Source organism: Niabella aquatica (assembly GCF_054779315.1).
On record NZ_BAAGYM010000003.1, the window covers coordinates 138,747 to 160,188 of the forward strand.

Annotated in this window: 18 protein-coding genes; 8 read left to right on the forward strand and 10 right to left on the reverse strand. The window is 43.1% G+C overall.

Translation table 11 applies throughout. The features are described 5' to 3' along the window. Positions 1-17 precede the first annotated feature (17 nt). A complete protein-coding gene (locus ACYVBM_RS02155; RefSeq protein ID WP_460683967.1) occupies positions 18-2,510 on the forward strand; it encodes a BamA/TamA family outer membrane protein in 2,493 nt (830 codons plus the stop codon). A gap of 137 nt (positions 2,511-2,647) precedes the next feature. Here the strand turns inward: ACYVBM_RS02155 and ACYVBM_RS02160 are convergent, their stop codons facing one another. Together ACYVBM_RS02160 and ACYVBM_RS02165 are read right to left on the reverse strand one after the other, a co-directional pair. Further along, positions 2,648-3,418 carry an LOG family protein gene (locus ACYVBM_RS02160; RefSeq protein WP_460683968.1) on the reverse strand — a complete coding sequence of 257 codons (771 nt, stop codon included), beginning with the start codon at positions 3,416-3,418 and terminating at the stop codon, positions 2,648-2,650. 67 nt (positions 3,419-3,485) lie between these two features. Then, positions 3,486-4,034, reverse strand: coding sequence for a hypothetical protein (locus ACYVBM_RS02165; protein ID WP_460683969.1), 549 nt, complete (start codon positions 4,032-4,034; stop codon positions 3,486-3,488). A 249-nt stretch (positions 4,035-4,283) separates the two neighbouring features. On the opposite strand from ACYVBM_RS02165, the gene ACYVBM_RS02170 reads away from it, so the two are divergent. The 7 genes from ACYVBM_RS02170 (at position 4,284) to ACYVBM_RS02200 (ending at position 8,921) form a co-directional block, all read left to right on the forward strand. Beyond that, positions 4,284-5,054 carry an exodeoxyribonuclease III gene (locus tag ACYVBM_RS02170; RefSeq protein WP_460683970.1) on the forward strand — a complete coding sequence of 257 codons (771 nt, stop codon included), beginning with the start codon at positions 4,284-4,286 and terminating at the stop codon, positions 5,052-5,054. Beyond that, positions 5,054-5,374: a DUF4286 family protein gene (locus ACYVBM_RS02175; protein ID WP_460683971.1), complete on the forward strand. Its 321-nt coding sequence runs from the start codon at positions 5,054-5,056 to the stop codon at positions 5,372-5,374. Before ACYVBM_RS02170 ends, ACYVBM_RS02175 begins: the two co-directional genes overlap by 1 nt. Positions 5,375-5,528: 154 nt before the next feature. Further along, positions 5,529-5,939, forward strand: coding sequence for an HU family DNA-binding protein (locus ACYVBM_RS02180; protein WP_460683972.1), 411 nt, complete (start codon positions 5,529-5,531; stop codon positions 5,937-5,939). A gap of 284 nt (positions 5,940-6,223) precedes the next feature. Next, positions 6,224-6,847 (forward strand): Crp/Fnr family transcriptional regulator, encoded by a 624-nt coding sequence (locus ACYVBM_RS02185; RefSeq protein WP_460683973.1) that lies wholly within the window; start codon positions 6,224-6,226, stop codon positions 6,845-6,847. 66 nt (positions 6,848-6,913) lie between these two features. After that, positions 6,914-8,323, forward strand: coding sequence for an MBL fold metallo-hydrolase (locus ACYVBM_RS02190; protein WP_460683974.1), 1,410 nt, complete (start codon positions 6,914-6,916; stop codon positions 8,321-8,323). Between the two features lie 23 nt (positions 8,324-8,346). Continuing rightward, positions 8,347-8,670 carry a rhodanese-like domain-containing protein gene (locus tag ACYVBM_RS02195; protein ID WP_460683975.1) on the forward strand — a complete coding sequence of 108 codons (324 nt, stop codon included), beginning with the start codon at positions 8,347-8,349 and terminating at the stop codon, positions 8,668-8,670. A 122-nt stretch (positions 8,671-8,792) separates the two neighbouring features. Further along, positions 8,793-8,921 carry a 30S ribosomal protein THX gene (locus ACYVBM_RS02200; RefSeq protein ID WP_240832763.1) on the forward strand — a complete coding sequence of 43 codons (129 nt, stop codon included), beginning with the start codon at positions 8,793-8,795 and terminating at the stop codon, positions 8,919-8,921. Between the two features lie 53 nt (positions 8,922-8,974). Here the strand turns inward: ACYVBM_RS02200 and ACYVBM_RS02205 are convergent, their stop codons facing one another. The 8 genes from ACYVBM_RS02205 to ACYVBM_RS02240 form a co-directional block, all read right to left on the reverse strand. After that, entirely contained in the window at positions 8,975-9,307 is a 333-nt protein-coding gene (locus tag ACYVBM_RS02205; protein ID WP_460683976.1) for a DUF6686 family protein, read from the reverse strand. Between the two features lie 337 nt (positions 9,308-9,644). Next, positions 9,645-11,105 carry a DUF4972 domain-containing protein gene (locus tag ACYVBM_RS02210; RefSeq protein ID WP_460683977.1) on the reverse strand — a complete coding sequence of 487 codons (1,461 nt, stop codon included), beginning with the start codon at positions 11,103-11,105 and terminating at the stop codon, positions 9,645-9,647. Between the two features lie 23 nt (positions 11,106-11,128). Further along, positions 11,129-12,265: a DUF4972 domain-containing protein gene (locus ACYVBM_RS02215; protein WP_460683978.1), complete on the reverse strand. Its 1,137-nt coding sequence runs from the start codon at positions 12,263-12,265 to the stop codon at positions 11,129-11,131. Positions 12,266-12,282: 17 nt separating this feature from the next. Beyond that, positions 12,283-13,563, reverse strand: a complete 1,281-nt coding sequence (locus ACYVBM_RS02220; protein WP_460683979.1) for a glycoside hydrolase family 76 protein — start codon at positions 13,561-13,563, stop codon at positions 12,283-12,285. Between the two features lie 16 nt (positions 13,564-13,579). Then, on the reverse strand, positions 13,580-15,694 hold the full coding sequence (locus tag ACYVBM_RS02225) for a RagB/SusD family nutrient uptake outer membrane protein (RefSeq protein WP_460683980.1): 2,115 nt from the start codon (positions 15,692-15,694) through the stop codon (positions 13,580-13,582). Between the two features lie 11 nt (positions 15,695-15,705). Then, the gene (locus ACYVBM_RS02230; protein WP_460683981.1) at positions 15,706-19,086 is read right to left on the reverse strand and encodes a TonB-dependent receptor; all 3,381 of its coding nucleotides are present in this window, start codon (positions 19,084-19,086) and stop codon (positions 15,706-15,708) included. A gap of 218 nt (positions 19,087-19,304) precedes the next feature. Continuing rightward, complete coding sequence (locus ACYVBM_RS02235) at positions 19,305-20,288, reverse strand: FecR family protein (protein ID WP_460683982.1); 984 nt, start codon at positions 20,286-20,288, stop codon at positions 19,305-19,307. A 253-nt stretch (positions 20,289-20,541) separates the two neighbouring features. Beyond that, positions 20,542-21,144, reverse strand: a complete 603-nt coding sequence (locus ACYVBM_RS02240; RefSeq protein WP_460683983.1) for an RNA polymerase sigma-70 factor — start codon at positions 21,142-21,144, stop codon at positions 20,542-20,544. Positions 21,145-21,442: the final 298 nt, after the last annotated feature.

A 21,442-nucleotide genomic window follows, 5' to 3' on the forward strand; every position in this document is an offset into this window, starting at 1 on the left:
GTTTAAACTTTTATTTTTTGAAGCGATTCAAAGAGAAAAAATTCATCCTGCCCCAGGAATTCCATTGGAAAAGCCTGGCAAAGACCGTACTTTTCACGATCAGCATACGGAAAGCCCGGCCATACAGGTATAATGTTCATCTTAAGCAACTCCGCCTGCTCACAGCAGCCGTTATAACGGCTGTAACCTTTTCTTCATGCGCCCTGTTCACCATTGTTAAAAACGAACCCCAAAACAGGGCCTATATTTTTGAAACAAAGATCCATGTAAGAGGCGATGATCTTAAAAAGCAGGAAAGATCAAGGCTGGAAGAAGGCCTGTACCAGCAATTAGATGACAGTATTGCTGCAAGAAAGCTGGATAAGGTTTTTTGGGAGGTATTAAAAAATCCGCAGCCGCTCGACACCGGCCTTATCAGCAAATCATTAGAGTACATGAACAATTACCTGGCAGCAGAAGGCTATTTTCATGATTCCATCAGCTACACCACCCGCATTAAAAATATCAGCGACCAGCAAAAAGCTTATATCGACTTTAATGTATGGCCGGGGAAAGTTACCCGTATTGGCGCTCTTTCTTATACACTGCAGGATGACAGCCTGCAAGAGCTGGCGGATAAAAATATCAGCGATGCCCTTATTAAACAAGGTGATCCTTTTGCTCAGGCACCTGTTTCAGCCGAGCTGGACCGGCTGGTAGAACTATACCGCAATAATGGATACCTGCTCTTTTCCAGGGCAAATTTATATGGCCTTTGGGACACCCTGGGCCTGGATCTGCTGGAACCTGCTTTGGATCCGCTGGAACAGTTCAGCCACCTGAAAAAACTACAGGAAAGAAAAGAGCATCCAACGGCCAGCTTAGACATAAGGTATAAACAGCCTGGAAGCGATACTTCCAGCCTGAAAAAATTCTATGTAGGGCATGTAACCATATATCCTGACATCAGGATGGATACATCAACCAGGGCAGAAAAAACCACTACCATTAAAAACATAACTATTGTACAGCAATTCAATAAATTCAAATCCAAAATCTTTCCGCAGTATATTTATTTAAACCGCGGAGAAATGTACCGGCAAAGCAGATACATGCGTACCCTTAACAGGTTCAATAATTTGGGAGCCTGGCGTTTGGTAGACATTGCGCCCATCCCCCGCGAATCAACCGATACCGTAGATTTTGTAATGCGGCTGACCCCTGCCCCTAAGTTCAATTTCACCACCAACCTTGAAGGAAGCTTTAGCCAAAGTGTTATCAGCGGCAACTTTGTAGGCCTTGGTATAAATGTAGGTTTACAAAACAGGAACTTTTTACGCAGCGCCAATCTTGCTACCACAAATATCCGTTATGGGGTAGAGCTGGGAGGTATTAACGCAAACGAGTTTATACAAACACAGCAGCTAAGCCTTAGCAACTCGCTTATTTTCCCCCGTTATGTTTTCCCCGGAATGAGCGGGTTCAGAAATGCTTTCCGTGGCAATATTCAATCTATCCTGAGTCTAAATGCAGCCAGTACCGAGCGCCGCTACCTCTTCAATCTCACCAGCTTTAATACCTCCTGGGGCTATGAATTTGCCTGGCGGGCAAAAGAATACAGCCTAACCAACCGCACTTATAATTTGGGAGTAAAGATCCCCAACATTGAGTACTCTTACATTCGCAAGCGTGACAGCCTGCTCCGGCTCATTACCAACAACCCATCCATACAGAACCTGTTTTCTGATGGGCTGATTACTTCTGTGATTACCAACTTCTCTATGCCATGGAACAGCGCTAATGAAAAAAGTATCAATGTATTAAGAGTAAACCTTGAAGCATCGGGCCTTTTAGCAGGATTGATACACAATAAATTTATCGATGAGCAACTCTACCGTTTTGTAAAGTTTGATGCAGAATATGCCAAACTCATTAAATTTACTCCCAAAACCGGACTGGTGCTTAGGGGGTTTGGAGGTATAGGCTATGAGCTCGATGCTACAGCCAATCCTTTAAAAAGGTCGCAGCTGCCCTTCTTCAAACAATATTTCAGCGGTGGCCCCAATAGTATGCGGGCATGGCAATTGCGCAGGTTGGGCCCCGGTTCTGCCGTAAAATATTATGAGAACGATCCATCCGTCGATAATGAGACCATTGTCCCCGACCGATTTGGCGATGTGCAGCTTGAAGCGAATATTGAATACCGGGTTCCCCTGTTCAATATAGCCAGCATTCCTGTTAACAGCGCCTTTTTTACAGATATCGGTAATGTGTGGCTGCTGAAAAAAACAGCCGGCAGCCCTGAAGAAAGGTTTAAATTATCGCGCCTTGGTGAAGACCTGGCCATAGGCTCGGGAGCTGGCATACGTGCAGACTTTGGTTTTTTTGTAATACGGCTCGATTATGCCTACAAAGTAAAAGACCCTAATCCCTCTCCTAACAACGCGGCATACCAGAACCGGTTTTTTGCTTACCCGTTTTTTAAGGGAAGCCAGTTGCAGGTAGGGATCGGTTACCCGTTTATATTTTAAGCTCCCCTACTTATCCTTTTCAACTTATCAAGCTCTAAATTTTAGCCGGGGAGATGGAGGAACCTGAAGCCTGCAAATTAAAAAGCATTGCACCACTTTCATCGATCATCTTCCGGTCTTTCCGATTGATTTACTTATTAACTCTTTTCAAACAGCCAGGGGATACGGCGGCGCTTTTTGATCTCGTAATTTGAAGTAATATACTTGCTGATATGATTCATGGCCTCATCAATATCATCGGTAAGCAATACCAGGTCCAGGTCTTCAGGCGATATAGTACCTTTTTCTGCCATATCTTCGATAGCCACCATGAGGTCGGCATAAAAATCTTTTCCAAAAATCACGATAGGGAATTCTGTAACGGTTTTCGTTTGCACTAAGGTAAGCGTTTCAAAAAACTCATCCATTGTACCAAAGCCACCGGGCATAATAATAAAAGCATAGCTATATTTGATCAGCAATGTTTTCCTTATAAAAAAATGATCGAAAGTTACGGCTTTGGTCAGGTATTTATTATAATGCTGCTCAAAAGGCAGCTTAATATTACACCCTACCGATTTACCGCCGGCTTCAAAAGCCCCGCGGTTAGCTGCTTCCATAATGCCCGGCCCGCCACCCGTCATAGTGGTAAAACCGGTTTCGGCAATGCGCCTTCCAAATTCCATGGCCTGTTGATAATAAATATGGTCTTCCTTAAACCGGGCAGAGCCAAATACCGTAATGCACGGTCCTACAAAATGTAAACTGCGCAGCCCTTTGAAAAACTCCCAGGCTACTTTAAAAAGAAATATAAACTCATACCCCCGGCTCTTAGGCCCTTCAAGATATACCGCCTCCTTGGCAGGTATAATGGGCTCGGCAATCTTCTTAGCAATCTCCTTCTTTTTTTCTTCTTTTATAGCTTCCATAAAATTTATAACTAAACTTCTGCGAATATAAATTCAAAAAACATAAGCAACAGGTATAAAACGGTTGTTACCACCATTCTGCCACGGGCAAATAGTAAAAGGCAGTATCTGTTTTGGACTGCCATGGCGCCTGATGAAAATACCAGCACTCTTTGGTACGGTCAAAATAGAGGGCCAGGTTACGCTCGCCCCACCGGTAGCTGATCCTGTATTCCCGGCCATTTTCGCTGATGGTACCAAACATCGTGGGATAAGAGCTGCCCGAAACTCCATTGGTATATTGAACCGCTTTTTCTATATGAAGCTTTGTACCAGCAGGGAAAACCATGACCGGCTCTATATCAGGATGATGCTGCTCCACCTTTTGCCAGTCGGGGTGCAGACTATCTAACAGCGTGTAAGGATAGTTACTGTTTACGTTCAGGTAGTCTTTCTCCTTACACAGTACGGTTTCCCGGTTCAGCGTTACTGTTTCCCCGATCCATTCTTTGAAAGGAGCGTAACTGCTAAGACTGGTAGATTTGGTTTTGATGGTGGCATAAAGAAAAAAAATAAAAAGAGCGATTCCTCCGGCCATTATCCACATCACGATCCGCACTATTTTTTTTGTTGTCATTCTTAAACTTCCGGTTAATCTTTAAAATGGTTGATGGAACTAGCTTACAACCGCTTCAAATGCAAACAAGATAAACATTTTTTATGAACCGCAACCGGCTATTCAGATTCCGGCGCAGGGCTGCAATATAACAACAGGCGCACGGCCGGTGGATGATTGCTACCCCATCATACTAAAGTGGCACCGGGAAATTTAAACATCCCCAAGTTCATTTTGCACCTTATTTTTGCCGCAAAATAAATATCCCGCATGCGCATCATCAGCTATAACGTAAACGGCATACGCGCCGCCATTAAAAAAGGTTTATTGGATTGGCTGCAAACCGATCCTGCCGATATTGTTTGCCTGCAGGAAACCAAGGCCGAAAAGGAAAATATCGACTGTGCGCTTTTTGAAGAGCTGGGCTATGAAAGCTACTGGTTTTCTGCTCAAAAAAAAGGATACAGCGGTGTAGCCGTTTTTACCAGGATCAAACCGGATAACGTAGTGTACGGCACCGGCCACCAGGTAAGCGATGATGAAGGCCGCGTTATACAGCTTGATTTTGGCGATATACGCCTGATCAATGCGTATTTTCCTTCGGGTACCAGCGGCGATGTGAGACAGGCTTTTAAGTATATGTGGCTGGATGAGTTCCTGGTATATTTGAACGACCAGAAAAAGAAATATCCAAAACTGGTTATCTGTGGTGATTATAATATTGCGCATACAGAAGCAGACATTCACGACCCGAAAGGGAATAAAAAGTCATCGGGCTTTCTACCTGAAGAAAGGGCCTGGATGGATAAGTTTCTTGCACAAGGATATAATGATACATTCCGCCTGGTGCATCCTAATGAGGCACATCGGTACAGCTGGTGGAGCCAGCGCTTTCCCAGCGTTCGCCTCAATAACAAAGGCTGGCGCATTGACTATATTACCGTTACTGACCCGTTGAAAAACAGGGTGGCAGATGCTGAAATATATCCTGATGTAAAGCATAGCGATCATTGCCCTGTTTATCTTAAACTCGATCTGTAATGCACCCCGAAACCACCCTTATATATAACGTAACCAGCAAAGTGTCCCACAATATTCATAAAGAATGGTTGAAATGGATGCAGGAGCATCATATTCCGGCAGTTTTGGGTACCGGATGCTTCTTTAAAGCTACCATATTAAGGCTTAAAGAGATAGATGAGGATGAAGGACCTACCTATGCTATACAGTACCATGCAGCCAATGAAACCGATTATGAACGCTATCGGGCCCGCTTTTCTGCCGGGCTGCGACAGGAGGTTCTGGACAAATGGGGGAACCAATTCATTGCATTCAGAACAGTTATGCAGGTTGTGAATTGAATGTGCATAAATTATTTTTTTCTGCTCGCGGATCCAAAAAAAATGCTATATTACTCTGAAATCCTTTACAGCACTGCATTTCAGCCAGTCGGCTCTCAAACCCTGTACAGTAAAGGGTTTCAGCCGGCAAGCCATTAAAATATCTTTAAAGCCAATGGTGCATTTTTTTGAAAACGCTTGCCACATCTGTATTACAGGCGATTTGCAAAAGCACAATTATAACAAAATATTTTGCTGGTATGATTTAAAAGCCTCTAAATTTGTCAACGAAATAAAACTCATTAAAAATTTAACTATGAACAAAGCAGAATTGATTGAAAAGCTTGCCAAAGATGCTGCAATCACAAAAACACAGGCGAACGCCGCTTTAGACTCATTTGTAGAAGCTGTAACTAAAACTTTGAAAAAAGGTGATAAAGTAACTTTGGTTGGTTTTGGTACTTTTTCTGTTACCAAAAGGGCTGCGCGTAATGGCCGCAACCCTCAAACAGGCGCTGTTATTAAAATTAAAGCTAAAAAAGTGGCCCGCTTTAAAGCTGGTAAAGAGCTTTCTTCTAAAATCTAACAGTTACAAATCAAACGCTTTAATGCCTGGCAAAAAGCCGGGCATTTTTTATGCTTTCTATACCAGTTCGTATTCCGTTAGCACTGATTAATAATTGGAAGTGCTTTTAACATACTTTAGAATAAGGATAAGAGCGCACGCACAAATTTAACCTGGCAGATTCAGGTATCAGGCTGGAGTATTGTATGCCAGGAATACTAAATTCCGTAAGGTGGATACCTTCTCCGTGCCCTCAGCACCTCCAATCACCCCCCGGCTCTGTTCCAAATATTTACCTTTGCCCTATGGAAGATTTGCATCAAATAGCCGAGTTCAGATCATCACCGGAGCTTATCGAAAAGCTGTACCGGCACAGCATCCAAAAAAATTACGCAGCGGGGCGCATCATACTTAATAAGCATTCGTATATACGCTCCATTCCCATAGTAATGCGGGGTACATTAAAAGTAGTTCGTACCGAAGATGACGGGAAGGAGATCTTGCTTTATTATATCAAAGCAGGCGAAAGCTGCATTATGTCTTTCCTCGGCGGCCTGCATAACGAAACCAGTAAAGTAAAAGCCGAAGTTGAAGAAGCCGCTGAAATCCTGTTCCTGCCTATCGAAAAAGTATCGCTCTTTATTAAAGAATACCCCCAGTTCCTCGATTATATTTTCAGGCTATACCACAAACGCTTCGAAGAGCTGCTGGAAATTATAAACGCAATAGCCTTCAAAAAAGTAGATGAGCGATTATTGGCCCTGTTACAAAAAAAAGCCGAGCTGACTCAATTGAAAACAGTTCAGATCACACATGAGCAGCTGGCTAATGAGCTGGGAACCGCGCGCGTGGTGGTTTCCAGGTTGTTAAAACAACTGGAAGAAAGCAAAGTGGTAAAACTTGGCAGAAATAAGATCACGCTTATGTAACTAAAGTAACCGTAATATTAAAAACCTTTCTTCAACTTTGTATCATTGAATCAAAATCATACAGCAATGACAGTAGAACAAATCTATACAGGATGCCTGGCCCAGGGGGCCTATTACATTACATCAAACGGCGAAGCTGCCATTATTGATCCTTTACGGGAAACACAACCTTACCTCGACAGGCTGGCAAAAGATAATGCAAGGCTTACCTATATTTTCGAAACTCACTTTCACGCAGATTTTGTAAGTGGTCATATAGACCTGGCTAAGAAAACAGGTGCGCTTATCGTTTACGGGCCTACGGCCAGCCCTGAGTTTGAGGCGGTTGTAGCCAAAGACAACCAGGTATTTGAAATAGGCAACGTAAAAATCAAAGTAATACATACGCCAGGGCATACCATGGAAAGCTCCTGCTTTTTGCTCATAGACGAAACAGGGAAAGAAACAGCATTATTCAGCGGCGACACGCTCTTCCTGGGAGATGTAGGCAGGCCCGACCTGGCCCAGAAAGCGGCTAATTTAACCCAGGAAGCATTAGCCGGATTACTATACGACAGTCTTTACAATAAAGTGCTGCCGTTGCCCGATCACATTACCATATATCCTGCCCATGGCGCAGGATCGGCCTGTGGAAAAAATATGATGAAAGAAACAGTGGATAGCCTCGGTAATCAGAAAAAGATAAACTATGCCCTGAACCAGCCGGATAAGGCGGCTTTTATAAAAGCCGTTACAGATGGTTTGCTGCCACCACCTGCCTATTTTGGGATGAATGTGGCTATGAATAAAAAAGGGTACGAAAGCTTTGATGACGTATTAAGCCATGGAATGAAAGCGCTTCCTGCGGAAGCATTCGAGTCCGCCGCAGAAGCCACAGGCGCATTGATCTTAGATACAAGAGACCATGCAGATTTTTGTAAGGGCTTTATCCCCCAATCTATAAATATCGGACTGGCCGGTGATTTTGCGCCCTGGGTAGGCGCATTGATCATTGATGTGAAACAGCCTGTTTTATTAGTTACCGGGGTTGGAAGCGAAGAAGAAGCCATTACAAGGCTAAGCCGTGTAGGCTTCGACAATGTTGTGGGCCACTTACAGGGCGGCTTTGAAGCCTGGCGGAAAGCCGGGAAAGAGATTGATCTTGTAGAACGTATCAGTGCCACACAATTTGCAAGGGAGGTAAAAACAGGGAAAAGCAGGATCATTGACGTTCGAAAAGAAAGCGAATACACCGCTGAGCATGTTGAAGGGGCTTACAGCAAACCGCTGGCCTACATCAACGACTGGATAAAAGAAATCAACCCGAAGGAACACTTTTACCTTCATTGCGCGGGAGGCTACCGCAGTATGATAGCTGCCAGCATTTTACAGGCAAGAGGGTATAGAAACTTCACTGAAGTAGAAGGAGGTTTTAATGCCATCGCTAAAACCGATGTAACCAGAACAGATTATGTATGCCAAAGTAAAATATTTTAATACTTCAAATCATCATTATACCCATGTTCGGACTATTCAAAAACTTATTCGCCACAGCTGATAATAATCAATTAAGTAATGCCCTCAAAGAAGGCGCTTTTTTAGTAGACGTGCGCACTCCGGGTGAATTTACATCAGGCAGTGTAAAAGGCGCAGTGAACATTTCAGTGGATCAGATCGAAAAGCAACTTGGCAAGTTCAAAGGTAAAAAACACATTATTACTTTTTGCAGAAGCGGGGCAAGGAGCAGCCAGGCGAAAAGCATACTGGAAAGAAATGGTTTTCAAAATGTTATTAATGGGAGAACCTGGAAAAACGTCAGCGAGGCAGCGGCGGCAGCACAATAAAACGCAGAAAAGCTTTTAAATATTCCTTTTCCTCAATAGCTCCCGCGCGCGGCAGGCCACAATAAAAGCTTGTTTGTGTGCGAAATCCCAATTACATTTGCAAAAATTTTAAATTTCAAACTATGGGAAGAGGCGATAAAAAAACCGCAAAGGGAAAACGTTTTAAAGGGTCTTTTGGTAAAAGCCGCCCTGCAATTTCTCCCGAGGTAAAGAAAAAGCTGGCTGCCAAAAAAGAAGAAGCTGCTAAGTAATTTAATACTTTAGGGATGAGCTTATATAACAGGAGCGGTTGCGCTCCTGTTTTTTATGCCTGCTTAAAAAGGCACAACAATTCCTGGGCCTTTATCTCGCTATCGGCTTCTTCAAGCGCCCTGTATAACCGCAGCAGCTCGGAAGGCGTAAGTATTAAATACACATCCTGTGAAGGTGTGGCAATCATAATGATTTTTGAATCGGGGTTAACATGGTCGTATGACTGCAACGCTTTATCTTTTGCCTGTTTGCAAAAAACATAAAAATCGGCTTCGCTAAAAGTAAGCATGGTAGATATAAAAGCTACCTGGTAATGACCGCACTGTCTGCAGCGTACCACATAACCATCTTCACCGCAATAGAGAGATTGAAAATCGCAAGACATAAAAAAATTTCCGGCAAAAATTGCATTCACCTGGTATTTTATAATGCCGCATCGGGAAAAAAATTTTACGAAATCGGGAAAAGTTCGGATCCCCCTCGTAATTCAACAGGCCAATTTGCTGAAAAGCAGGTTATTGCTCTTTCGATCGGCCAATCGTTACTATATCAAATTATGAGCCTTTAAACCTACGAAACTTTGCCCGATATACACCTTAATCATCTGAAAATGAGCACAATTCCAGACCTGTTACCATATAGCAAAGCACTCACCACTACTGTCAAAAGCAGCAATGAGCGCCAATCTTCCAATAAGCTAAATCATGAATAAAGCAGGTATCCTATTGCGGTATCCCGGATGATTCCAGCCATTTAAAAGTACCCTTCAGCGTAGCTGTATGCCTGCCCGTCAGGTCTCTGATTGCTGTGCCTTCCGGTTTATTACCCAGGGTTTCAAAATCCCATGCAGCCACCAAATTCGGATCATCCGGATCAACCTGGTGATTGCCTAACGCCGAAGCACGGATATCATCCTGGCTCCTGACACCTTTCCATATACGTATGTATTTGATATAGCCGGAGAAATATTCATGACGGGTTATCTTATCGGAGCCTAAACGGCAGAATGCAGTCATCGGCATTTGCTGATCCACCGAGCCGTCTTCTATATAGGTACGCCAGGGCTCGCCTACCCGGATTACTTCACCCGTTTGGGAACCATTGACGAATACGCACGATTTTGTATGTTCCTGCGGAGGACTGAATCCCGGCACACCGTCATCCGCCACAGCGAAAGCAAAATGGGTCCATTTATCTTTGGGATTGCTGACAATAGCCCTCGGTTCCCACCATTCAGGGTCTTTGGGCCCTTCGTTCTGCCAGTGCGCCATCGAGCCTCTGAGCCAATGCTCGTTCCCATTGTTCACCTTACGGTATTGAACGCGCCATCCACTGCGTGGGGATTCAACAAACGAAGCCAGAAATGTGCTGTTGTCTTCACCGGGTTTGTTGCAGAATTCTTTTATATTCACCCAAAGCTCGATGGTAAAGTTCTGGTGGTTATCTGGGCCAAAACGTACAAAATCTTCCTTGTAACCAAAGTCAATATACCCACCGTTATTGCCATCCACAAACAGGTTCCAGGTAACGTGGTCTTCCTGCCATCTTGTGTCTTCCACTTTTTGCATGGCTTCTGCCGCAGATTGTATGGCATCGTCATACAAAGCCTGTGTTACATTCGATACAGCGCCGGATAGAATATTTTCGGCAAAATTATATAAAGAGGTAATGGCATTCTGCAAGATCTCTTTACTTTCAACGGGGTATTGCCCTTTGTGATTACCCCATTTAGCGGCGTCGTTCAGGATGGCAGCATATTCCTGGGCCTTTGCCTTCAGGTTCGTGATAAATTGCTGTGCCTGGGGAGACAGGTTATACAGCCTGCTGTTTTTAAACCCGTCAATCGCCTGGTTTACGGCAGCAACCTGTAGTTCCAGTTCATTATTAGTTATACTACCACCTGATTTCAACCCACTGATTGTTGTTTCAAGCTTTGAAATGGCAGCTGTGAGTATGGCCTTACTTTCTTCAGGATACGTTCCAGGAGCCGTTCCGTAGGTTGAACTGGCAAGCAAGGTTTCCAGGTTACTTTTATTGGTTTGCAAAATACCCAGGTTTGTATCCGTAATAAATAAATCCTCTTTGTTATTGGAGCACCCAGTTATTGTATATAGCGCCAGTATAAGTCCGACCAGTTTCAGCAGCCGGGCGGATCTAAGAGTATAATATATTGTCTTTCTCATTTTAATAATACGCTTGAAGTGAATTACTGAGTTTGTTCCCATTTATAGGTTCCTATAATTTTTGCTTCATGCTTTCCCGTCAAATCTAAAACGGTATTGTCGGCCCCCGAAGGCTTTGACGTAAAGTCCCATGCGGCAACCAGATTATTTTCCTTGCCGATAATTTCCGTTTCTTCTTTAGATGATGCATGGATATAAGTATCCCCTTTAGCTTCTTTCCATATCCTGATTTTTTTCATGTAACCGGAAAAGCCCTCTTCCATTTTTTCATTGTTTACCCAGCGGCAAAATGCTGTCATCGGTTTATCATAATTATCATATTCTGAAGAGTTATATATCTCGCCGGCATTACTGTTGTTTTGTGTGGCAACAACCGTCCCGTTCAGGTAAAGCTTTGCTCTTAACGCGGAGTTACCGTCAAGTCCTTTATCATTATAAACAAAAGCGAAATGTTGCCATACACCATCCTGTGGAGCTGGGAAAGAGGGTTCCCATAATCCACGGCGGCTGTTATCGGAAAGAATACCAGCCCATGTAACACGATAAATGCCATTATTAGCATTGCGCCAGTACATCATCCAGCCATTGCGCCATTGAGAGGTTGAAAAATAGGTGCACATGAAAATACTATTATCATACGGACCACGCTCTTTGATCTTTACCCAAAATTCTACGGTGAATGACTGGTTACCATTGGTTCCAAATACTGTATAATCTTTACTTCTTCCAAAATTTATATAAGATTGGGTGGTTTTTCCATCTACGAATAATTCTGCGGGGATCGTTTCAGCATCTTCTGTACGGATACTGTTTTTAAACTTTTCAATGGCACCATTGATCACGGAAACATAACGCTGCTTTTCGCTTTCTGAAGGTGAAGGGTTCTGGTACCTTATCAGCAATACATAACGATTGGCATTGCTGACAGCATCCGTAAGAATGGCGCGGCTCTCAGCAGGATATTGCCCTTTCCTTGCCCCGTAATCAGAACTTTCGGCTAGCTGATTTATCGAAGCTATCAGTCCATCCAGATCGGTTATGTATTTGTCCTGGATCCCAACCGTTTCCATAAACCGGTGCTTTTCCTCGGAACATGATGTGAATTGTACCAGCACTAATGTACAGCAGACACATAAAAATAAATTGATTATTTTGTTCATTTGTTGTACGATTTTAATTATTTATCTGCGGGAAATAACAACATGAGTGCAGGAATACCCGAAGCATCATAACACGAAACATTGGATGAAGGCGTTTTTGTATATTCTTTTCCAGTAAGGTTACGATCGTTCCTGCGGCTCCATCCGTAATCTATTGTACGTGTTACCCATTTAAGAAACTGTGTCTGGCCGCAATCATATACCAGCATATTCATATACTGCGCAAAGATGGCTGTATAAATTCCCTGCTCCTCCCCGTCTCTGTAGGGGAAAATATAAAGTGGCGCAGACATTATATTCATTGCATAATTGGCAGCAGCTACGGCATTATCCAAATATTCCTGCCCACCCGTAAGTTTATACAATAAACAGGAAGCCCCTATAAATGTACCCTGGTTGTACATGGTCGCGTTCCAGTTAACGCCGTTTCCGTGGCGGCTGTCAGCTACATTACCCGTGGTTTTATCGAAAAGATTTTTTACACCCCACTCATAAATTTCCTTTGCATTTTGCAGGTACGTATCACGGCTATGCCACCTGGGATAATTGGGGTTACCGTTAAAACCGGTTTTATCATCGGTTTTGTGCAGCGCATCTGAAGGATCAATATTATTGTAAAGCGTTATGGCCGCTATTACTGTAGGGAAATTGATACAGGACATTTTACCGTTGTCGCTGTTATCCGGCGGATTACTGTTGTTCCAGTTCCAGAACATACCACCATTTTCTTTATCATAAGAGCCTCTGTCTTTCAGACTATACGAACCATGCCAGACACGACAAAAACTTTCATCAGCAAGAGAAAGGTATTTGGGGTCTTTGAAAATACCATACGCCCGGGAAAAAGAAATGGTCCACCACATAATATCATCATATATAAACCATCCGTTTTGCGGATCCTGGTTGTGCCAGTTAAAGTTTACGTAGTGATCGTTAGCGCCCTGGTATATCTGGTCTACCAGGGTCTTATATTTTACCTGCCTTTCTGTATTTTTTTCCTGGCCGGCCCTGTTATACGCATTCATAGCCATATCCCAGTATATAGCCTGCGTCCATATGGCACCTACGGTAGCTTTAGTACCGGCCCCGTCTTTTGTATCTGTATTTACTTTGTAAATATGCGTTTTCGTATCAAACAGATTTTGATTGAAAGCATCATAGGCTACCCAGGTATCCGCATTTGTATAAGGCGACACAATATCGTAGTCAAGGACATATGCTTTATTATCAGATTTATTGCATGCACTGGTATAAACAGCGCTGGTAATAAGAAATGTGGCGGTTATATAATTCTTCATGTATATTTCTTTTTAATTAATACCCTGTGTTCTGAATTAAATTTTTATCAATATCTATTTCACCTTGCGGAATAGGGAAAAAATACTGGCGATTAAAGCTTCTGTCAATTACTTTTGACCGAACAAAAAAGTCGTTGCCATCGGCATTTATGTTCATACCATGTACGGCCTTATTAAAAAACTCAGTGGCGAGGCCCCAACGGCGCACATCAAAATAGCGTGTATTTTCAAAGCCTAATTCTACCCTTTTTTCTTTGCGTATTAATTCCATTACGCTGCTGGCATCGGAAGGGCGGGGCAATGCATTCGCGCCCTCTCCGTACATAGGTATGCCGGCACGTTTACGGATGGCGTTCATATATTTCCATAGTTCGGCGCTCGCAGGATCAATATGGCAAAGCGCTTCCATATAATTCAAGTAGATGTTGGGCAGGCGCAGTAAGATGCATACCAGGCTTTGATTACGATCGCCCGCTCCCATATGTTTGCGCACAAGATATCCCGTGCTGCTATAGTCGTTCACCCCGTACAATTTACCACAGGCGCCGCTGTATGTAAAATCAGTGATATTTCCGCCGTTTGTGCCTGCAAACCATTTCTGCCCGGTGAAAGTAATATCCGCATAGAACCTGGGCTCCCGGTTCACATACATCATACGCGTCCCTGCCGGTGCATATACTTGCCCGGTTGCCGAAGTATAATCAGATTTGCTGACCCCGTCTTCTACATATCCCGAAGTCTCGTCAATGGAAGGTGTGATCCCGTTAGCTTTATAACCCGTGATCGGGGATATGCCATTACTCATAAAATACGCATCTACCTGCTCCTGCGTGGCGCCAAGTAAACTTCCTCCTTTATAGTTGCCGTCGCTTATGCGGCGATCGTTGGGCATGCGGTCATATTCCATCGTACCAGCAGAATTATCAATACGATAGAAGATCATTTCTGTATTGTTGGCTATCTCGCTTCGCAGTGTGCGCACTCCTCTTCTGTACGATTCATATGGGTCAAAGCCCGCATCATCAGCACTGCCCACAGCAGTTCCGCTTTTATTGGTATACATTAATTTATACCTGGTTCCATAGGTGCTTAAAAACGCAGCACATTCATCAGCCACTTTTTGCCAGTTACTTCTAATAGTTGCTGCACCGGGCGTTTCGGGAAACAATTTCTGCCCATCGTTATTTGCCAAACCTGCATAATAGCTGCATTCCCCGTTAAATAACCAGCTTACCCTGAAGGTAAGCGCTTCTATAATGAAAGCCTGCGCGATGGCTTTATCGATGCGCCCCAGCCCCGAAACAGCATCAGTAGCTGCATTATCCAAAAGGCCCTCGTTTTGCGCTTCTTTTAATTGTGCAACAATATAATTAAAACACTCGTCTACAGTGCTCCGTGGCAACTGTAATTCATCGGTAGGCGTATCCTGTGTATAATTCTCTTTCAATATAGGCACAGGGCCGTAGGTGCGTACAAGATAAAAGTAATATATGGCACGCATTGCTTTAGCTTCTGCTTTCCATTGCGTTTTTTCTGATGCACTCACCTGGTCTGCCGGAGCCTTATCTATATTAGAGATGAATGCTCCTGCCTGCTGGATGCCCGTAAACCAGCTTTTCCAACGGAATTTAACCATAGTTCCGTCCGTAGCATCGAGCGTATTATTGTTGATCAGTTTCGCCTTATTATCGGACAATACGTACTCTGTTTCATCGCTGGCTGCCGTCCAGGGACCAGGCGTTCTGTAAAGCGCCGTTTCATGTACCTGCCTTTGATTAAATTCGTCTGGTATATATGTGTACACATTTGCCAGGTAGCCCAGGGCTCCGGATCTTGTCTCAAATATTTTATCTGTTGACAATCGGTCCTGCGGAACCTGGTCAAAATATTTAGAGCATGAAACTATTGACAGCGCCAGTAGTACTATCGTACATTTCAGTATTACATATTTCATTCGGGTATCGTTTATGCCCGCCCCCGCGGCGGCGGAGCCAGATGGGTTTTTAATTGCCAGGTGCCGGCCTGTTGAGCAAGCAGGGAATGCCTCATAAGCGGCTAAACTATTCCTGTGAAGTTTACGGATAGCGCTCACTTCCCTTGTATGTGAAAAATTTTTATAGGAGCGTTGCATTGCTTTTGAATTTAAAATGTAAAGTTTATTCCTACAGAAAATGAAGTAGTGTTGGGATACTGGGTTCCGTCATTTGTATTCAGCTCCGGGTCCCATAATTTGAACCTGGAAAACGTCCACAGGTTGTATCCCATCATATAAATTGCCGCATTATCAAGCGAAGCTTTCCGGGCCCAGCTTTTGGGCAGATTATAAGAAACCTGCAGGGTTTTCAGACGCAGGAAACTCACATCACGCAGCCACCATGTGCTGGGTTGAAAGTTATTCTGATTGTCTGCTGTTTCACTTCCGTAGGAAAGCCTTGGATAAAATACGTTCTGACTGGGATTTTCTTCCGTCCATCGGTCACCGATATTGCTGTACAGGTTTCCGGCCCCGCCACCCCCGTTAAAAGGTTGTATGCTGTTACCGCTTAATATACGCTGGGCCTTTTCGGCTCCCTGGAAGAGAGCGCTGACGGACAGGCCTTTCCTCATTATCGTAAATCCCAAACCATACACAATTGCCGGAACATCGCCCCTGCTGATATATGTTTTGTCGTATGCATCAATCTTACCATCGTTATTCAGATCCTTATAACGGATATCACCTGCTTTTACTTTACCAAACTGAGAGGCAAAAGGCTTCGGGGTAATGATCTTATCCTCGTTTGAAAGAGCCTCCCAGCGCGCCATATCATCAATCTGGGCCTGAGTGAATAAACCTTCGGCTACATAACCCGTTTGGGCAAGGATCTTTTGTCCCTGCTGGTTCATCCAGGGATAACGCTGCTCCGGCAAATCCCCTTTGATCCACTTATCGTTGTTGTAGGTAATATTTCCCCTGAGGTTAATGGTCCAGTTTTGATTGAAACGTTTGTTGTATTCTATTGTTCCGTCAAATCCCCTGTTTTCTACAATACCCACATTACCGTAAGGCGAAGCCATATTATACCCGATAAACGACGGGATGGAGTTTTCACGTTTTAATAAAATGTTTTTCCGTCTTTCCCTGAACAGGTCAAAAATAACAGACAAATTGCCTCCCAATGTTCTCAGCTCAACACCCAGATCCTGTTTCCGTGACTCTTCCCATACAAGGTCAACAGCATTATTTATGGTTTCATAACCTCCGTACTTTGTACCGTTCGATCCAAAAACATACCCGTAAGAACCGTTCCCGGATATCTGATCCAAATACATAAAACGTCTGTCCGATACGTTGCTGTTTCCTATTCTTCCATCGGTATACCTGAATTTTAAGAAGGGGATTACATCATGAAGCGGTTCCCAGAATTTTTCATTGGATACTACCCAGCCCACTCCATAAGCAGGAAATGTTCCGTACCTTTTCTTGGGAGAAAAGTTTTCAGCACCGGTATATCCTATATTAAATTCCGCAAAATAGCGGTCTTTCCATGAATAGGTTGCACGCCCCGCAATGCCCTGCATCCTGTAGGGGATGGCGTTTTCCAGCGTACTTTGCGGATAAAGCAATCTTTGCTGCTGATTATACAGCAATAAGCCGCTTACCCGATGATCACCAAACGCCCTGTCATAATTGAAAGAGGTTTCCAGGTAGGTTTTCTTATTGCCCGAGGCTGATTGGCTATATCCCAATACATCAGATCCCGTATACGTTTTGGTAAGTATGGGAAACCCATCCATATCATATGGAACATCAATATCGGTAAGATACCAGGTAGACTCTCTCCGGGTTTGATGAAGATCTACTTCATTATATACGTCATAAGCGAACATAGCCGAGAAAGTGAACCCCTTGGTGAGCATTGCCAGGTCCTGCGTAACCCTCAGATTTGAATACACCTGATTTTTTGTAAGATTGTCATAGCCCCTTCTTGTGGCATCGGCATAAGGATTACGGAAACCCCCATTGGGGTTGATACCCGGCACATAGGCCTGGCCACGCACATAAAACATTTTGGGATAATCTACAGGAGAAATAGACATGGCAGAACTGTAAATATCATGAGAGGAAATAGCCGGATAGTTTCCTTCGCCCAAATAACCCTGTGCGCCAATTTCTACTTTTGTGGTAGGTGTTGCATTAATGGCTACGTTCGTAGTAAAGTTATACCGGCTGTATTTCATTTTAGAGTTGTAGGTCGTAATGCTTTTGTCGATAGCCGTCATCCCGGTTTCGTTATAGTAGCTTACTGAAGCATAGTAAGTAGCTTTTTCGCTTCCCCCGCGCACGTTCACATTTGCTCTTCGGTTATAGCCCCAGTCGTTGAATACTTCTTTCAGCCAATCAACATTGGGGTAGAGATAAGGATCCTTTCCCTGCCTTGTATTATCAATATACTGCTGAGAGTATTTAGGAGCCAGACCATCGTTACGCAAAGCCTCGTTAGCCGCATTCATATATTCAATACCATCTGCCAGGTCCACCTTTTTTGTAAATCGGATGAATGACTCATAATAATCAGCATTTATAGTGGGTTTGCCTATCCGGCCCGGCTTTGTTTTGATAATAATAACCCCATTGGCACCGCGTACCCCGTAAACAGCAGTTGCAGAAGCATCTTTGAGGATGGTGAGCGATTCCACGTCTTCCGGATCCACATCATTAAAAGGACGTTCTACACCATCTACAAGAATCAGGGGAGATGAAGTATTGGGCGTTGCTATTCCCCTTATCCAGATATCTGCCGAATTTTTACCCGGCTCTCCTGAGCGCTGAACCGAGATCACCCCGGCAAGCCTTCCAGCCAGTACTCCCGTTAAATTTGAAGAAGGAATTTTCAAATCGGACGTTTTTAACGAGGCCTGTGCACCTATATTGCTTATCTTACGTTGAGTGCCATAACCAACAACAACTGTTTCCGTCAGCGAATTTTCCATCGCATACAGGGCAGCATCATATATGTTTTCAGTGGCATTTACTTTTATTTCCAGGTCATTATATCCTACATAGGTTATTTTCAGGATACACTCTTTCTGATCGGTACGCAATTGATAAAAACCATCCTTATCTGTTGTGGTACCCGTGGATGTTCCCATAATGGTAACACTGGCGCCCACCACCGGTTTCCGGGTATTGGCATCTGTTACTGTACCGCGCAGCATCCTTGAGGCCGATGATGATGCATTATTCCTACCCACCGGGTTTTCTTTTATGACCGTTATATGCAACCCTTCAGTTTTATATGCCAACTTAAGGGGAGTAAGCAACGTGCTGAGCACGTTGGATATTGTTTCCTTTTGCACATTTAAGGATACTTTACGGGAAACGTCTATATCTTTTGAATAAATAAAAAGATAGCTGGTCTGAACCTCAATCTCCCTCAGCACTTCTTTTAAAGGCGTATTCTGCACGCTGAGCGATACAGTACGGGTTTGACAAGCAGCAGCGCTTAGGTTATTAATGCAGCATGATAATATAAGAAGCATACCCATTACTTTTATCAGGCACCTCTTCGAGCCCCGCTTTTTACAATTTCCGGACGGGAAAACTGATGTTGATTTTATATTCATGTATGATTGAATGTTTAGTATTATGATTCCCAATGACAAATTAATGCACGCAATCAGCATTAAATAGCAGCTATTTAATGACAGCAATCTTTTAAATTGTTTACATTTTTATTCCCATAAATGTTCTCTTTTGGTCAGTGTGTGATGATATATCCCCCACCACCAGGATCATGCTCGTATGTAATGTTATAGCTCTCGCTAAGCACTTTTAACGCGTATTCCAGGCCATCGTTAAGCCTAAATTTCCCGGTCAGCAACAAGTTGGGTTCATGCAGGTGCTTAATGGTGATTTTTTGCCCAAATGAAGCTTCGAGGCGCTCCAATACCTCAGTGATACGTTCATTATCAAATGAGACCAAACCATCCTTCCATTGATACGCATCCGGGTCTGACACAGTGGAAACAGTTAGCTCGTCATTGTTTAATTCTGCTTTTTGCAAGGGCAACAGGCTCACACTTTTTCCGTTTTTAGAAGCAACGCTTACATGTCCCTCAAGCAATGCAGTAATAAATCGGGGTTTTGATGCGTAAGCGTACACATTAAAAGTTGTTCCTGTAACAGTAATATGCCCTTTAGATGTATGTACAATGAAAGGATGAGCAGCATCTTTGGCCACTTCAAAATAACCTTCACCATCTAAAAAAACTTCCCTGGTATTACCGTTGAAAACCGGGGCATATTTAAAAACAGAACCGGCATTAAGCCATACCACGGTTTTATCAGGCAGCACACATTTTTTTCTTTCTCCTGAGGGAACATCTACTTGGATAAGCGCCAGCTGTTCTTCGCCAGGAGCAGAAAACAACCCGGAGCGCAGCGTATTACGAAGAAAAAATGATAGTCCTGCTAGTATAACCAGGATAGCAGCATAAGAAGCAATTTTATAATACAACCGGCGCTTATGAGCAGCTGTATTTACATAACCGCGCAAAGGCGCTTTAGTGTGGGCTGCTTTTTCTGCTTGTTGCACCCTGTTCTTAAACCGTTTAAACGCTTTATGCTTATCATATAACCAGGCATCTTTTTCCCCAATTGCATCAGACCATGCCTCTAACTGCTGCCGGAAATACAATTTGTTGGCAGGAGCAGCATTGATCCAGTCGTTTAATTCGTTCATTGAGCTTTTGTCCGGTTCACTGGATAAAAAAGCAGCAATCAATTCATCTATATGGCTATTCGTATTTTTTATTTTACAGTCTTTTTATATAAGACAGTAATCCGGGGAAAAAGGGTAGTCAAAAAAAATAAAAAGAAAAGAATAATGATTTCCTGCTTATAAATACATGCTATTTTCTTTCGGATTGCAGGTCGGGAATATGCGACTATTCAGTAAACAGGCTAATAGCATGTATGCCCAAAAGAAAAAATGGTTACTTAAAGAATAAAATGACAAGAATGACAGCTACATATTTTTCCAGCCTTTCTCTTAATAACCGTAAGGCATTTTTCATGTGATACTTTACGGTGTTGACAGAGATATTTAATTCCTGCGCAATATCTTCATACTTTTTATTTTCAAACCGGCTTTTTATAAAAACGTTTTTGCATTCATGCGGTAAAAAACTGATCGCGTATTTTAATTCCCCGTCTAATTCTTTCTCTAGCAGCATATTCAACACATAATCTTTTGGAGTGGCATGATCTGAAATCTCCAGCCCTGCCACCTCTCTCTGCACCAGGTAAGAGACCGGCACTTCATGTTTCATACGCGATGAAGACAGATAGTTGATACACCTGTTTCGGACAGCGCTGATTAAATATCCCAGCAGAGAGGTTTCTATCTGCAAAGATTCCCTGATCTCCCATAAATGAAAAATAAGGTCTCCTACTATTAATTCCGACTGATAATGGTCCTGTAAATAACCATTCGCAGTATGGCACAATGTTGCATAATAATTGTCATACAAATATTTGTAAGCTCTTTCCGAGCCTTCTTTTAATTGCCTGATGATTATTTCCTCATTGTGATCCATTTTATTCAAATTCAATTAACGAACTAAGTATATACAGTTTAGCCTGCTTCCTTTTTGAAAGCTAAAACATGCTGCACGGTTTTAAATTTACTTGTGAAACAAGCATATTGAATGTAAAATGTTTTTACGGGGACCTGTTTAAAACTAAATGAAAAAATTTGTTACAGCCGCAATCCTTTAGTAAAAGTACTTTTTAATTTTAATTTATAAAAGGGATTGTGTGGTTTTACGGCAAATTTTTAAACACTCCGCTGTAATTAAATCAATATATTTCGCCGGGTTGTCGCTGATAAACAGT

Excerpts from the sequence above, each read along its gene's own strand:
- ACYVBM_RS02230 (WP_460683981.1), bottom strand. The coding sequence starts at position 19,086 with ATGCTTCTTATATTATCATGCTGCATTAATAACCTAAGCGCTGCTGCT.
- ACYVBM_RS02180 (WP_460683972.1), top strand. The coding sequence starts at position 5,529 with ATGGTGCATTTTTTTGAAAACGCTTGCCACATCTGTATTACAGGCGAT.
- ACYVBM_RS02195 (WP_460683975.1), top strand. The coding sequence starts at position 8,347 with ATGTTCGGACTATTCAAAAACTTATTCGCCACAGCTGATAATAATCAA.
- ACYVBM_RS02185 (WP_460683973.1), top strand. The coding sequence starts at position 6,224 with ATGGAAGATTTGCATCAAATAGCCGAGTTCAGATCATCACCGGAGCTT.
- ACYVBM_RS02210 (WP_460683977.1), bottom strand. The coding sequence starts at position 11,105 with ATGAGAAAGACAATATATTATACTCTTAGATCCGCCCGGCTGCTGAAA.
- ACYVBM_RS02235 (WP_460683982.1), bottom strand. The coding sequence starts at position 20,288 with ATGAACGAATTAAACGACTGGATCAATGCTGCTCCTGCCAACAAATTG.
- ACYVBM_RS02165 (WP_460683969.1), bottom strand. The coding sequence starts at position 4,034 with ATGACAACAAAAAAAATAGTGCGGATCGTGATGTGGATAATGGCCGGA.
- ACYVBM_RS02225 (WP_460683980.1), bottom strand. The coding sequence starts at position 15,694 with ATGCAACGCTCCTATAAAAATTTTTCACATACAAGGGAAGTGAGCGCT.
- ACYVBM_RS02175 (WP_460683971.1), top strand. The coding sequence starts at position 5,054 with ATGCACCCCGAAACCACCCTTATATATAACGTAACCAGCAAAGTGTCC.
- ACYVBM_RS02170 (WP_460683970.1), top strand. The coding sequence starts at position 4,284 with ATGCGCATCATCAGCTATAACGTAAACGGCATACGCGCCGCCATTAAA.
- ACYVBM_RS02190 (WP_460683974.1), top strand. The coding sequence starts at position 6,914 with ATGACAGTAGAACAAATCTATACAGGATGCCTGGCCCAGGGGGCCTAT.
- ACYVBM_RS02240 (WP_460683983.1), bottom strand. The coding sequence starts at position 21,144 with ATGGATCACAATGAGGAAATAATCATCAGGCAATTAAAAGAAGGCTCG.
- ACYVBM_RS02160 (WP_460683968.1), bottom strand. The coding sequence starts at position 3,418 with ATGGAAGCTATAAAAGAAGAAAAAAAGAAGGAGATTGCTAAGAAGATT.
- ACYVBM_RS02200 (WP_240832763.1), top strand. The coding sequence starts at position 8,793 with ATGGGAAGAGGCGATAAAAAAACCGCAAAGGGAAAACGTTTTAAAGGG.
- ACYVBM_RS02220 (WP_460683979.1), bottom strand. The coding sequence starts at position 13,563 with ATGAAGAATTATATAACCGCCACATTTCTTATTACCAGCGCTGTTTAT.
- ACYVBM_RS02205 (WP_460683976.1), bottom strand. The coding sequence starts at position 9,307 with ATGTCTTGCGATTTTCAATCTCTCTATTGCGGTGAAGATGGTTATGTG.
- ACYVBM_RS02215 (WP_460683978.1), bottom strand. The coding sequence starts at position 12,265 with ATGAACAAAATAATCAATTTATTTTTATGTGTCTGCTGTACATTAGTG.